The organism is Sphingobacterium sp. UBA6317 (genome assembly GCF_002440385.1).
Classification (GTDB): domain Bacteria; phylum Bacteroidota; class Bacteroidia; order Sphingobacteriales; family Sphingobacteriaceae; genus Sphingobacterium; species Sphingobacterium multivorum.
Genome location: NZ_DJTD01000022.1, coordinates 14,577 through 28,707, shown reverse-complemented (window position 1 = coordinate 28,707; position 14,131 = coordinate 14,577). Strand labels below are relative to the sequence as shown.

Sequence of the window (14,131 nt, the reverse complement as noted above, 5' to 3'; positions counted from 1 at the left end):
GAATATTCATGTTTAAAACATTCATACAAATATATGTATAAAATAATTAAGCTTACCGGCCTTGCGACAAAGCTTGCCATCTGCGCTATGGTCTCTTGTGCTGTAACCAATAGCCATGCTGAGGGATTGGAAAAGATCAATCGCACTTACTGGGATAATATCAATATTCATTTGTCTAGTGGTAACGCCGCGCAGGCGGTACTGCAGTTGTCAAAACAAACAGGTCAAGCGATCGGCTACGATCGGAGTATGCTCCAATTAGATCGGATTTTAATTGCCGAAAAAAAATTCCAGAATGCGAGCTTCGAGGAAGTCCTTGCCTATATCCTGAACGGGACCAACATTAAGTCAAAAAGAGTGTCAGGGGGTATTGTCCTTGTAAAAAATACGGGTAAACAGGAATCTTATGACTTGAAATTGCAGCTTGTCGATCGTACAAAACAACCTATTGGGGGAGCTTCCGTGCATATTCCACTGACTGGACAGAGCGCCTTGTCAAATGCCAAAGGTGAAGTGACTATTCGACTAGCTGCCGGCGTATATGATGTACTGATAAGCCATGTTGGATATGAAAAAAAAGAGTTGAACGATCTCAAGCTCGATGCCAGCACAGCAGGTATACGTCAGGTGGTCTTAAACGAAGATGACAACGAATTGGATGAAGTGGTCGTGACTGCATTGGGCATCAAACGGCAGGATCGTTCCCTCGGTTATGCTGTCGGTAAAATTAAGGGCGAGGATATCAATCGGGTCAATAATGATAACTTTCTGGTTGGTATGGCAGGTAGAGTACCCGGGGTTTCGATTAGTTCTACAGGACCCACCGGTTCCAGCGTGAATATGGTGATTCGGGGGGCATCATCGCTAAGTACAGACAACCAGCCGCTATTTGTCGTAGATGGAGTGCCCTTGATGAATAGTTTAAATAATGTTGGTCAGATCGGTGACGACAACAAAGTGGATTATGGTAATGCAATTGCCAATATCAATCCCGAAGATATTGAAAATATTTCTATCTTGAAGGGGCCAAGTGCAGCTGCGCTTTACGGCTCACGTGCAGGTAATGGTGTAGTGCTGATCACAACCAAAAGTGGTAAGAATGCGGAGAAGATGACCATTGCTGTGACTAGTAACACAGTATTTGATATCCCGTATAAATTTATTGAATTGCATAACAAATTTGCAAGCGGTACCTTGCCATGGCGACCAGGCGACCTGCCCGGCAATTTAGTTATTGAGGAGGAGTCTAGTGTTATGGTAGGCCCAGCACTGGATAAGGGGTATAAAGCTGTCCAATGGAATAGTCCGCTTGACGAGAACGGTAAGCCCATTCCTACGGAACTAAAAGCGTACCCAAATAACATTAAAAACTTTGTCCAGACTGGGGTCACAAGTACCAATGGGATTTCCCTGAGCAACAGAAGCGAAAAATTGGACTATCGTTTCTCGTATTCCAATATGGCCAATAAGGGTATTATCCCCAATTCGGATCTGTTCAGAAACACCTTGAATATCAATTCGACCATGCGCCTTCGCAATAGTTTGACATTGGGGCTTTCGCTAGATGCCAGCAGAAATAACTCCAGCAATAGACCTGCAGGAAATCGGGGAACCAATCCGATGCAAGCGGCCTATGAAGTTGCACCTCACATCAATATTCTGGAATTGCAGGATTATTGGTTGCCAGGGCAGGAGCAGATCCAACAGCGTTCACAGTCTATTGGCAACCACAATAACCCGTATTTCCTTGCTTATGGAGTGAATAATGCTTTTACAAGAGACCGCGTCTTTGGAAACTTACGGTTAGATTGGACCATCAAAAAAGATTGGACGGCCATGATACGGTACGCAACGGATATTTATTGGGAAAATAGGGAAACAAAAATCCCTTACAGTTATACGAACGAACCCAGAGGTGCTTATGGGATTGTTAATCTGATGAATATGGAACAGAATATCGACTTTCTGACGGCATATACAAAGAAGATGAGCGACTTTCAGATCACAGGATCACTGGGTGGAAATTTGCGGTATAATCGTGGTAAATCCGTGCAAAATACCTCAAAGAATGGCGCTGGATTAATCACGCCGGGACTCTACACATTGGCCAATATCAGTCCATTAAATTTGGATTTCTACAGTACAATTTCTGAAAGAGCCATAAACAGTGTTTACGGACTGATCAATCTAAGTTACAGGGATATGGTTTATTTAGATGTGACTGGGCGCAATGACTGGTCCAGCACCTTACCTGTGAACAATCGGTCCTATTTCTATCCTTCGGCATCCCTAAGTGTGTTGGCTAACCAGGTGTTTTCTCTGCCTAAAACGATCAATTTGGCAAAACTGAGAGCGGGTATTGCACGTGTAGGAAATGATACTTATCCCTATAATCTCTCCAATGTACTGAGTAATCCCGGTAGCTGGGGTGATGTATTGCGGCTAACACGTTCGGGATCACTCTTGGTTCCTAATCTGAAGCCCGAAATTGCAACATCTTACGAATTTGGTTTGGATCTAGGCATGTGGAATAATCGACTGAAGTTTGAAGGAACCTACTATAAGCTGGAGAACAGAAACCAAATTATTTCAACAACACTTCCCGGATCAAGTGGTTTCAATTCTAAAAATATCAACGCCGGACTGTTAAGCAGCCGCGGTATTGAACTTGCTGTTTCCGGGCGACCTATTGCCAAGGAAAATTGGTCCTGGGACGTTGGTGTCAATTGGCATCGCAATCGTACCCGTATCGATGAGCTTTCTGATGGTGTAGAATTCTATACCTTTTGGACCGACGGTCGGGGTGGGGCACGTACCTATGTCGGGGAAGAGATCGGGGATCTGTACGATTCCAAGTTAGTGACCGTAGAGGATCAATCGTCGCCGTACTATGGTTTTCCTATTCTCAATAAAAATGGTTCTTGGCAGGCTGTACGGATCAATAATAGCCGAAACAAAATCGGAAACTTCAATCCCGATTTCACGATGGGATTACAGTCAAGTCTTCGCTATAAAAAATGGACAATGAATATTGCCGCAGATATGCGTTTTGGCGGGAAATTTATGTCGCAGACCTATCGCTATTTCGAATCGAACCTAACCACGCAGCGTTTTCTTGATCAGATGATCAACCCCAATGGGATGACAGGCGAAACGCTACGCAATTATTTGGTCGATAACAATCTTGTTCGCGTGCAAGGCAATAGGTATCCCATTGTTGGAGGACCAGGCGAAGAGTATGGTGGTTATCCGATCAGTGTGGGTGGTCTTGTTGGCAATTTTGGGGTGTTTAATCCAGGTGTTATCGCACAATATGATGATAAAGGTAATATCACAGGTTATACAGAGAATCTTGGTGGTGAAGGAACAAAATATATCGCTTATTCAGACAATTACCCTTGGGATTTTATGAATGCAGCGACATTTGATGCTTCTTTTATCAAGCTTCGGGAACTGTCCTTTAGCTACGATTTATCAGGAAAATGGCTGAAACGTCTCGGAATAGAGAATGGCAGCGTGGGAGTCTATACCCGTAACCTGATCTTATGGACCAAAGCGAAAGTAGGTATAGATCCGGAAATGGCCTTTCAGCCAGAAACTGGTGTTGGATTTAAACAGGGGATTGAGCGCTACAACGTTACCCCTTGGTCAATGCCTATTGGATTTAAAGTAAATGTGACATTTTAATATACGACATAAATGAAAAATCAGTTGAAGAGATTCACCATGGCTGTAGTAGGCCTTGGGATGGTATGGAATATTTCAGCTTGTAAAGATCTGACTGAACTTAATATCAATCCGAACGGTGTAAGTGAGGAAGACGCCAATCCCAATCTGTTATTGCCGACGATATTGACAGGAACAGCGAAAAAATACAACGAATTGAGTTTCTCAGATCTTGGCGGAGTTATGCAGCACACCCAATTTGATGCATGGTTCAATTCACATAATGACTACGAATGGACAGGAGGGATTCTGAGTTGGGATGCTTATTATGGCTTTTTACGTGACAATGAGCTTATGCGTAAACGCGCGGAGAAATTAGGGTTGGATTTTCATACAGGAGTTTCGCTGGTGATGCGCGCTTACTTATTCGGATTGGTGACTGATCTCTGGGGAGACGCTCCTTATACCGATGCCTTAAAAGCGGAACTGGGAGATGCTGTATATAATTTTCCGAAATACGATAGTCAGGAAATAATCTATAAGGGAATTATCGACGAGTTGAAACAAGCCAATGAACTTCTATCCCGCCCCGATGGTTCTTATGAGGTGCTGGCGAATGCGGATGTTTACTTTGGCGGAAAGGCTTCCAAATGGCGTCGTTTTGCCAATTCTTTGGCATTACGGTATTATATGCGCATTTCAGCAAAGTCTGCTGACTTTGCCAAACAGGGGATTGAAAGTATTGTTGCCAATCCCGATAAATTTCCAATTATTACGAGTACCACTGATGATGTATTGATGGATTTTGTTGGAAATAATGCAAATGACTCCTGGCCGTCAAATACGGTGTATGATGCCAGTGGAAGTAATTTTAGACGAATGAAAATGTGTGCAACACTGGTCGACCGGCTACAGGAACTTGGCGACCCTCGTTTGGCGGTTTGGGCAAGAAAGGTAGACATACCCATTGAGATCCGCAGTAACGAGCCCGCAGGTACAGATAAGATCGTTAATGGTGTTCGGATTGTATCGCCAGATGTCGTCAAAGGCGTTCCGGTGGATACCGATAAGGAGTATGTTGGACTGCCGCCAAGTGTATCTAAAAACCCTTCGGCCTACAACCTCAATCCAACACCGGGGCAAACCTCGATCAATCCGCATGTTTCTTACCTGAATGATAGCTATCGTTCGGCGAAGGGAAGTTTGTTAAAAGCACGCTTGCTTTCTGCTGCCGAAGTTAATTTTATTTTGGCTGAAGCAGCCTGGAAAGGATGGGGGCTGCCTGAGTCAGCCAAGACCTATTATGAGCGTGCTATACAGGAATCGTTGGCAAGCTGGGGAAAGGGCGCAGACTATTCCAACTATATCCGTCAGAAAGGTGTGGCGTTTGAAAATACGCAAGTGCAGATCATTGAACAAAAATGGATCGCCAGTTGGTCAACTGCCGCACAGTCCTGGTTTGATTATCGTCGCACAGGGTACCCCGCTTTAAAGGCCGGCCCCGCAGCCATTCGTACACAGCTTCCTGTTCGTGTACCTTATATGCAAACCGAAATGAGTGTGAATCAAAAAAATGCCGAGGAGGCCTTGAAACGTATTGAAAAGACCGCTTATTCACAAGCGGATAATGAAAATAGCGCTTGGTCAAAACCTTGGTTATTGCAAGGAACAAACAAACCCTGGTAATTCGTAATCATCAATTAAAAGTTATTAAATAGAGTAATCAAATCGCTTATAAAATCAATATCACAATGAAAATCAAACATATTCTTCTTGCTGTAGTACTGTGCTGCACTTTATTGGAAGGGAAAAGCCAGACGGATAATAAAGACAAACAACCTGATCGGATTACGTTGACCTGGTCCGATGAGCCCAGCAGTACGCAGTCTGTTTCTTGGCGGATCAATGCGGATAGGACCAAAATAATTGGTCAGATTGCTGAAGAACAGAGCAATCCAGAACTTGAAAAAAACGCGATCACAATAAATGGAACAGCGCTACCGCTCGAGCGAGGACAGCAAGAGGATGCTTATGGACAGGTAACCTTCCGTGACCTGAAACCCGGTACAGTTTATGCCTATCGCGTTGGAGATGGCAGCAATTGGAGTGCCTGGAACCAATTTAGGACTGCGGAGCGTTCAGGCGCGTTTTCATTTATCTATTTGGGTGATGCACAGAACGACTTACGTTCACGCTGGGCACGTGCCATTCGGCGTGCTTTCCAGCAGGAAGCGAATGCACGCTTTATTGTTCACGCGGGCGATCTGATCAATCGTTCGAATGCAGACGAGGAGTGGGCAGAATGGCATGAGGCCGCAGGATTTATTCATCAGATGATCCCTGCTGTTCCAACACCGGGTAATCACGAGTACCGTCGCGACTCGCTTGGGAAGCTTGTACTTGACCCGCATTGGAAAGCACAATTCAACTTGCCAAGGAATGGCCCTGAGGGTATACAAGATGCTGTTTACTACCTCGATTACCAGGATCTACGTATGATCTCCCTAAATTCTCAATTGATTATGCTCGACTCTACTGCAGCAACGATACAGGAAAAGTGGTTGGAGAAAGTGTTGTCTTCATCACCAAAAAAATGGAATATTGTTGTCATGCACCATCCCGTATACTCTACGGCAAAAAATCGTGACAATACCATCTTGAGAGAACGTTTCAAACCTATTTTCGAGAAATATGGTGTCGATTTGGTCCTTCAGGGCCACGATCATACCTACGCTCGTGGCGGGCTGGGTAAAAAGCGACCTGTCTATCTCCTGTCTGTAGCGGGGCCTAAGATGTATGAATCTGATTCTGAACGCTGGATGGAAGTTGCAACGTCACAGACGCAATTGTATCAGGTGATCAAGCTGACCGAAAATAAATTGTATTTTTCAAGCTACAAGCTGAATGGGCAGTTGTTTGATTCATTCGAGTTGTCGAAAAAGTAGAACGTCATAGACGGAAGGTAATCCATTCAAACCGGATTACTTTCCGTCAATATAATTGCGGGATTCACTCCATGACGCGATTGAGATGTAACTGCAGCGAGATCGCCGGTTTTTAAGGTATAACAAAAAGAGATTGCAAAAAAATAACTATACAGCAATGAAAAAGATTTTATTTTCTACTATTCTGTTGGGTATAATAGTAAGTTCTACGACCCACTTATATGCTCAGTCGATCGATTTAATAAAAAAGTTAGAGCAAAAAAGTTTACACATTGCCGCACACCGGGGAGCTCATCTGGAGCAACCTGAAAACTCAATTGCTGCTATCGAAGAAGCCATTCGGCAGGGGGCTTCCGTGGTAGAGGTCGATGTGCGGGCCACCAAAGATGGTGTACTTGTATTGATGCACGATAAAACAGTCAATCGGACGACAACCGGGCAAGGAGAGGTCGCCAAACAAACCTATGCCGAGCTTCAACAGCTTCACTTACGCAAAAAGGCTAATGGTGAAGGCTCGGATCATGTTATACCAACGCTATCGGAAGCTTTGCGCGTTGCAAAGGGAAAAATCCTTGTTGATCTCGATTTTAAAGAAGATCGCAAAGAGTTTATTAAGAAAACCTATGCGCTTGTTGAACAGGAGGGGATGGAAGACCAGGTACTATTTTTTCTCTATGATTATAAAGACATGCTCAAGATTTACAAACTCAATCCAGCGATCACGCTTTTTCCGAGGGCACGTAATATGAAGGATCTAGAGGCCATACTAAAGATGAAATTAACCTCAATTGTCCATCTTGATGAATCATTTATTGATGCCGAAAAACTTAATGCATTGCGCCAACAGGGCATTTATTTTTGGATGAATAGTTTGGGGGAATATGACGACAAAGCAGAACAGGAGGGAAAGAAAGCTTATCGATCTTTTTTGGAGAAATATCCTTTTGTACGTCTTATTCAAACAGATCATCCTAATTTGTGGCGCGAAGTGCTTTCCGGATCTTAGTCTATTTTTATCTGTTTAGTTAAAAATGCTTGATTTTATTGTAGCGATATTGTTAGAACGATCGTTCTCAAGATATAACTAATGGAAACCGTAATGAATAAATTATTTACAGGGAGTTTTGCAATCCTCTTTTTACTGACGAGCTGTAGTAAGGAAAATGAAATGACTGTACCTATGGATGTTCAAAAACAGCTGGAAAGTTTTGAATGGAGCCCCATCGTGTCTGCGAAAGGGACGACAAACGAGCAATTGAAGCACAAACCGAAAGATTGTGAAAAGGATAATGTGTATACATTTACATTTGCTGAATCAGCGAATAAGTTCACTGTCAATCGTGGTAAAGAACTATGTGGGGATGATAAGTTGACATTTGAAAGTTTGATTTTTGCTGAAGGACAGCATCGCGCATTTGCCTATGATAAAGAGAAGAAAAGTATCAAGTTTGCCGACAGTAGCCCATACCAAAGTTATGAGGTACAGCTTGATGGTGATCAGCTCATATTAATTTCGCGCAATAATAATCCTCTAGCATACGCAGCTCCAATTGAATACTATTTTCAAGGTAAGCGAACGGCTGCAACAAAATAAGATAAGTAGTATATTTCCTTTAACATTCAAAATAAAGACGGCTTGCTGTCTTTATTTTTTTGTTCAATTCTGTTTTGATGAAATTGCAATTGAATCTTTCACATTAGTTTTTTCTTTGTCTAACTGTTTTGTTGTTGCCCAACGTGCAAGAATGAATTTCGTGGATATTTGCCATTTGCTCTCCTCTACTTCAATACATAAAGTAAAGCCTGTGTTAGGTTGTTTAGATGAACGCTGTTCAAACCGATGCTGCCGCCCTATGATTATTAAAAGAATTAGGAATCAAAATTTAACTTGATTATTTAGGCTAAATCGTTAATTTAGTGGTTTGGAAACCGGTTGCATAGATAATGTGAAATAATAAAACCGGATCCGATTAATGAAGAAAACTAGATAAATAATAATCCACTTATGAAAGTCCGTATATTACTTATGGCGGCAATGGCGACATTGCTCTGCCCACAACTTCAAGCCCAGCAATTGCCCTATAAGAATAGTACATTACCAATTGAAAAACGGGTAAGTGATCTATTGGGAAGAATGACTGTGGAAGAGAAAGTCGGGCAATTGAGCAAATTGCTGGGCTGGGAAATGTATAGCAAAAACGGAAAGCAGGTTACAATCAGCAATAAATTGCGAAAGGCAGTAAAAGAACAGCATATCGGATTGTTATGGGCAACCTTACGTGCAGATCCTTGGACACAGAAAACCTTACTGAATGGCCTGAGCCCTGTGGAAGCTGCGCGCGCTACAAATGCGATCCAACGTTATATGGTGGATAGTACTCGACTAGGGATTCCATTGTTGTTGTCTGAGGAGGCGCCACATGGACATATGGCGATTGGTGCAACAGTGTTCCCTACCGCGATCGGACAGGCGAGTACATGGAACCCACAGTTGATTCAGGATATGGCATCAACAATCGCCATGGAGACTTATGCTGTGGGTGGTAAAAACGGCTATGGTCCTGTATTAGATTTGGCACGAGATCCACGTTGGTCGCGCACTGAAGAGACCTATGGGGAGGATCCCTATCTGATCGGTCAGATGGGAACTGCAATGATCCGTGGTTTTCAGGGTGAGAAGCTAGGTGAGCGCGATAAAATAATAGGAACTTTAAAGCATTTTGTAGCCTATGCCGCTCCAGATGGCGGTCACAATGGTGAGTCCGTATCGGTTGGAGAACGAAGCCTGAGACAGTATTTTCTGCCGCCTTTTGAGCGTGCTGTAAAATCGGGAGCTGGGTCGGTAATGACAGCATATAATAGCATTGATGGTATTCCTTGTTCTGCCAACCCCTGGTTGCTAAAAGACATTCTACGTAAAGACTGGGGATTTACGGGGTTTGTTGTATCGGATCTACTGAGTATATCAGGGCTCAATGGAGGGCATGCAACAGCAGCGACTGCAGAAGAAGCGGCTTCACAAAGTATACATGCCGGATTGGATGTCGATCTAAGCGGGACTGGTTATGGTTCAAATCTGCTTAAGGCTGTCCAACAGGGGCTCGTTGAACCTGCTGTTCTTGATACAGCAGTAGCCCGTGTACTGCGAATGAAGTTCAATTTGGGGCTTTTTGATCATCCCTATGTGGATGAAAAGTTGGTAGCGCAAAAAGTCGCTACGGCACAAAATAAAACGGTAGCAAGACAGGTGGCCCGCGAGTCGATTGTTTTGCTTAAAAACGATCAGCATATCTTACCCTTAAGTAAATCGTTGAAACGAATAGCCGTTATAGGACCGAATGCCGACAATGCCTATAATCAGCTGGGCGATTATACTGCTCCACAAGCTGAGGGGAAAGTTCAGACCCTCTTGACCGGAATACGGGCGGCAGTTGGTAACAGTACCAAGGTTGATTATGTGAAAGGTTGTGCAATCCGTGATACAAGCAATTCCGATATCGCTGCCGCCGTCGCAGCTGCAAAGCAGGCCGATGCGGTGGTTTTAGTCCTGGGTGGTTCGAGTGCACGTGATTTTAAAACGTCGTATCAAGCAACTGGAGCAGCCAATGTGGATCCCAATACGGTAAGTGATATGGAGAGCGGAGAAGGATTTGATCGCGTTTCTTTGGATATGATGGGCGATCAGATCAAGTTGCTGAAAGCGATACAGGCGACGGGAAAACCAGTTGTACTTGTTACGATTATGGGGAGACCATTGAACTTAAATTGGGCAGCTGAACATGTGCCTGCGATCGTGAATGCCTGGTATCCGGGACAAGAAGGCGGCTTGGCTATTGCCGATGTATTGTTCGGTGACTATAATCCGGCTGGAAGATTACCGATTTCGGTACCTCGTTCGGTCGGCCAGCTTCCTGTACATTACAACCATACAAAACCTAAACATCACGATTATGTGGAAATGTCGGCCAAACCATTGTATGCTTTTGGTTATGGGTTGAGCTACAGTAGTTTTGATTACTCCAATTTACAGGTCTCGCTGAAGGAGAATGGCAATGATTTTGTATGTACAGTGTCGTTCGACGTGGTAAACCAGGGCAAATTGGCGGGCGATGAAGTCGCTCAGTTGTATGTTGTGGATGAAGTAAGTTCGGTGGTGACACCTGTTATGCAGTTGAAGCGGTTTGAGCGTAAAAACATTGCCGCAGGAAAGAAAGAACGTTATTCTTTTCAATTGACCAAGGAGGACCTCAAACTTTGGAATGCAGGTAACGAATGGAAGACGGAAAAAGGCAGGTTTAAACTTTTGGTCGGCGCATCTTCCGATGATATCCGGTTGAAGGGAGAATTGGAATTAACGAAGGATTATTAATTAATCCTTCGTTAATTTATAGATATAGCTATTATGTTGATGGGGAGCTTTTGTTAAAGTTAGATCGTTTCCATTCACTAAATAGGTGTAATTGTGGTTCAATATTAAAGCCCAATCGAAGTCGGCGGTCCATACATTTTTATCTTTGAAAATAATTTGGTCGCCATTAATCTCATATGTTCCTGAGCCACCTGCAGGAAATCTATTTTTGTTTGCTGTACAAAAGAAACTGTCCGCTTTAAACCGTACAGTTACGTCTCCAGTGAAAGTTTGGTCCTGATTTTTATAGCTGACTATAAATTTTCCTGAATAGGTTCCCTCGAGATAGAGGTTGTGATTAGCAGTTTCCTTTGAGCAACCTACGGATACGATATATGCTAATAATGTTAATAATTTTGATATTGATCTCATAACTTGGTTTTTAGCATACAACGAAGTTACTGCCATTTTTGTTACAACTATCATTCTTATTTGAGCACAATATGCTTGATACTTTTCCTATTCCAGGTATAGGTGATGTGGATAAGACCGTTTGTGTCCTGAATAATTGTCGGATAAGAATATTCATCGTTCTTTACCCCATCTTCAAGGGTTAGGACATCTTTCCACTGTAAGCCATCCTTTGATATGGCGACATGGAGTTTTGTGCGTCCTTCCCACCAGTCGTTGCCAGCGATGGCCGGATTGAAGACGATCATAAATAAACCATTATTTAAACGGATGGCGTCTGTGGCAGAATTGGGATTGAGCAGGTTTGTGGCTTGCCAGGGGCCCCAGGTAAGGCCTTCATCTGCTGAGAATGCTGCCATCACTTTATTTTCTTTACTTCGACAGAGCACCTGAATGCGTCCATCTGTATGTTGGATCACACTTGGCTGAATAACCTGGATACTGGTATCGGGGCGTATTGCGCTGACGGACCAGGAGCGGCCATGATCGCGGCTGATTTCCAGGTGTGCTTTCCAGATTTCTTCTTTGGACTCCGTGCTGGAAGGGGAGAGAAGCAGTCCGTTTGTCAAGGTGAGCGGTTTATTCTTGATAGGCCCCAAAATACCTTCAGGCAACTGCTGCGCTGCAGACCAGGTCGTTCCTTTATCCAGTGAATGTTTGACATAGCCTTTCCATTCTCTGGGATTGGGCCCTATTTTATAATACAAAGATAGGGTGTCACTGTGCGGGTATTGATAGAAGACAGGATTCCATGTTGGAAAGCGGTTGTCACCAAGGATACCGTCTGCAATCTGTACAGGACGCTGCCATTGTCCATGGCTATACAGTGAACTCCATATGACAACATCGGGGTTAGATTCATGTGTACCACCAAACCAGGCTGCCAATAAACTGTCTTTTCCGATGACTTGAATCGTGGAAGCATGGCATTGTTGGAATGGAACCTGGCCTGTTTTAAAAATTTGCTCTGATACCAGGATCTGAGGTTTATACGTTGCACATGAGGAGAGAAAAAGAAGGATAAATAGTGGAAATAGGTTGATTTTTTTCATTGGAATTTAAGGTTCTAAAAACCCCATAGTTTGTTGATGACTTATTTTCTTATTCCTGAGCAGAGGCTTTGGGAATATTGAGATGTTCAGGCGGTGATCGGTAAACAATGACCTTGTTAAATGATAAAATTCCGTTGGATTATATCCAACGGAATTTTATATTATTTGCTTTGCAATTGAATTGCAGTCGCATAACTAAATCGTGTACTAGGGCTTCTTAAGGTAATTTGGTTACCACGTTGAGACCAGTCTAATTTACCTTTATGACCCAAAATAGCGATTTTCTTTACGCTAAAATTATCAGGTACTTGAAAGACGTATTCGTTTGGCTGCTGGTAAGTATCACCTTCAGAAAGATGGAATACATTGACCACTTTACTGTCTTTGCTTCTAGTGTAGTAATAGTCACCTTGGTGATATGGAGCAATCGTACGTGTTGCAAACACTGCAGTTTGATTGATTTTCATCCAGGCTGCCAGTTCGTTCAAGCGATCGTATGCTGCCTGGTCATAATCTCCTGTTGGGCCAGGGGCGATGTTCAATAGGTAGTTTCCACCGCGGGAAATAATTTTTACCAATGTTTCAACAATCTTTTTGGTCGGTTTGTATTGGTCGTTGGGCACATAGCTGAACGAATTTCCCATGGTGATACAACTTTCCCATGGAATATCCAAGGGATGTTCAGGAATCGCTTGTTCAGGTGTGACATAATTTTCCCAGTTTCCAGGTACTGTACGGTCGACAACGATAATGCCGGGTTGATTTTTCCTTGCCATGCCCCCAATGCGGTCCATGTCAATATTCTGATCCATTTTGATTGTCTGTTGCCAGTCAACAGATTTGTCAACGGTTTCTAAGGGGCGCACCTGACCACCATCCAACCAAAGAATGTCGACTTTGCCATATGCTGAGGTCAGCTCGTTGATTTGATTGTAGGTAAAGTCTTTGAATTTTTGCCAACGATCCGGATATTTTTTAGGGTCATAATTTACATTTCTGTCTTTTGGCGGAAAGTATGACCACCAGTAGTAATCGGAGTGCCAGTCCGGTTTGGAGAAATAAGCCCCAATTTTAAAACCGTCATTGCGGAAGGTATTGAAGATTTCTTTGGTCACATTTGCCTTTGGGTTTGTGGAAAATGGCGTTTTGGAGGATGTAATTTTATAATCCGATTCTTTGGTATCGAACATGGCAAATCCATCGTGATGTTTTGTTGTAAAGACGACATATTTCATGCCGGCAGCTTTTGCGGCATCGGCCCATTTTTGTGGATTGAAATCCGTAGGATTAAAGGTGGTCTGTAGATTTTCGTAGTTCTTGAGGTATTCAAAATAAGTTTTACCATGTTCGGGTTTGCGTTGGGTCCAGCCTTCATCTTCAGGACAGATACTCCAGCTTTCAACGATTCCCCATTGACTATAGGTACCCCAGTGCATGAAAAGACCAAACTTCATATCTTGCCATTGTTCGAGATTTTCAATTACTAAGGGATCTGTCGGTTTTTGATAGCCATTAGATACGTTATGTGCCTGGCCAAACGCTAGTGTTGCGCTTGAAGCGATCAGCGCAGTGGATATAATGGTTTTTAATTTTTGCATGGATAAAGATAATGAAAATGATAAAAAGAAGGCCACCTAAGGTGGCCTTCT

9 protein-coding genes are annotated in these 14,131 nt (G+C 43.2%); 6 read left to right on the top strand and 3 right to left on the bottom strand.

Annotation, left to right across the window (positions count from 1 at the left end; translation table 11 throughout):
* The first annotated feature begins 33 nt into the window (after positions 1 to 33).
* From B3E92_RS06140 to B3E92_RS06115, 6 genes are all read left to right on the top strand, one after another.
* The gene (locus B3E92_RS06140) at positions 34 to 3,687 is read left to right on the top strand and encodes a SusC/RagA family TonB-linked outer membrane protein (protein ID WP_208734298.1); all 3,654 of its coding nucleotides are present in this window, start codon (positions 34 to 36) and stop codon (positions 3,685 to 3,687) included.
* A 12-nt stretch (positions 3,688 to 3,699) separates the two neighbouring features.
* The gene (locus B3E92_RS06135; protein WP_145328874.1) at positions 3,700 to 5,352 is read left to right on the top strand and encodes a SusD/RagB family nutrient-binding outer membrane lipoprotein; all 1,653 of its coding nucleotides are present in this window, start codon (positions 3,700 to 3,702) and stop codon (positions 5,350 to 5,352) included.
* A 65-nt stretch (positions 5,353 to 5,417) separates the two neighbouring features.
* Positions 5,418 to 6,611, top strand: a complete 1,194-nt coding sequence (locus B3E92_RS06130; protein ID WP_145328872.1) for a purple acid phosphatase family protein — start codon at positions 5,418 to 5,420, stop codon at positions 6,609 to 6,611.
* Positions 6,612 to 6,768: 157 nt separating this feature from the next.
* The gene (locus tag B3E92_RS06125) at positions 6,769 to 7,617 is read left to right on the top strand and encodes a glycerophosphodiester phosphodiesterase family protein (protein WP_145328869.1); all 849 of its coding nucleotides are present in this window, start codon (positions 6,769 to 6,771) and stop codon (positions 7,615 to 7,617) included.
* Positions 7,618 to 7,710: 93 nt separating this feature from the next.
* On the top strand, positions 7,711 to 8,205 hold the full coding sequence (locus tag B3E92_RS06120) for a hypothetical protein (protein ID WP_145328867.1): 495 nt from the start codon (positions 7,711 to 7,713) through the stop codon (positions 8,203 to 8,205).
* Positions 8,206 to 8,616: 411 nt separating this feature from the next.
* Positions 8,617 to 10,980 (top strand): glycoside hydrolase family 3 N-terminal domain-containing protein, encoded by a 2,364-nt coding sequence (locus B3E92_RS06115; protein WP_286777456.1) that lies wholly within the window; start codon positions 8,617 to 8,619, stop codon positions 10,978 to 10,980.
* Here B3E92_RS06115 and B3E92_RS06110 read toward each other — a convergent pair whose 3' ends face one another.
* The 3 genes from B3E92_RS06110 to B3E92_RS06100 all read right to left on the bottom strand — a co-directional run bounded on the left by B3E92_RS06110 (position 10,981) and on the right by B3E92_RS06100 (position 14,080).
* Positions 10,981 to 11,391 carry a hypothetical protein gene (locus B3E92_RS06110; protein ID WP_145328865.1) on the bottom strand — a complete coding sequence of 137 codons (411 nt, stop codon included), beginning with the start codon at positions 11,389 to 11,391 and terminating at the stop codon, positions 10,981 to 10,983.
* Positions 11,392 to 11,447: 56 nt separating this feature from the next.
* Complete coding sequence (locus B3E92_RS06105) at positions 11,448 to 12,482, bottom strand: sialidase family protein (RefSeq protein WP_220801650.1); 1,035 nt, start codon at positions 12,480 to 12,482, stop codon at positions 11,448 to 11,450.
* Positions 12,483 to 12,643: 161 nt separating this feature from the next.
* Positions 12,644 to 14,080, bottom strand: a complete 1,437-nt coding sequence (locus tag B3E92_RS06100) for an alpha-L-fucosidase (protein WP_145328863.1) — start codon at positions 14,078 to 14,080, stop codon at positions 12,644 to 12,646.
* Positions 14,081 to 14,131 lie beyond the last annotated feature (51 nt).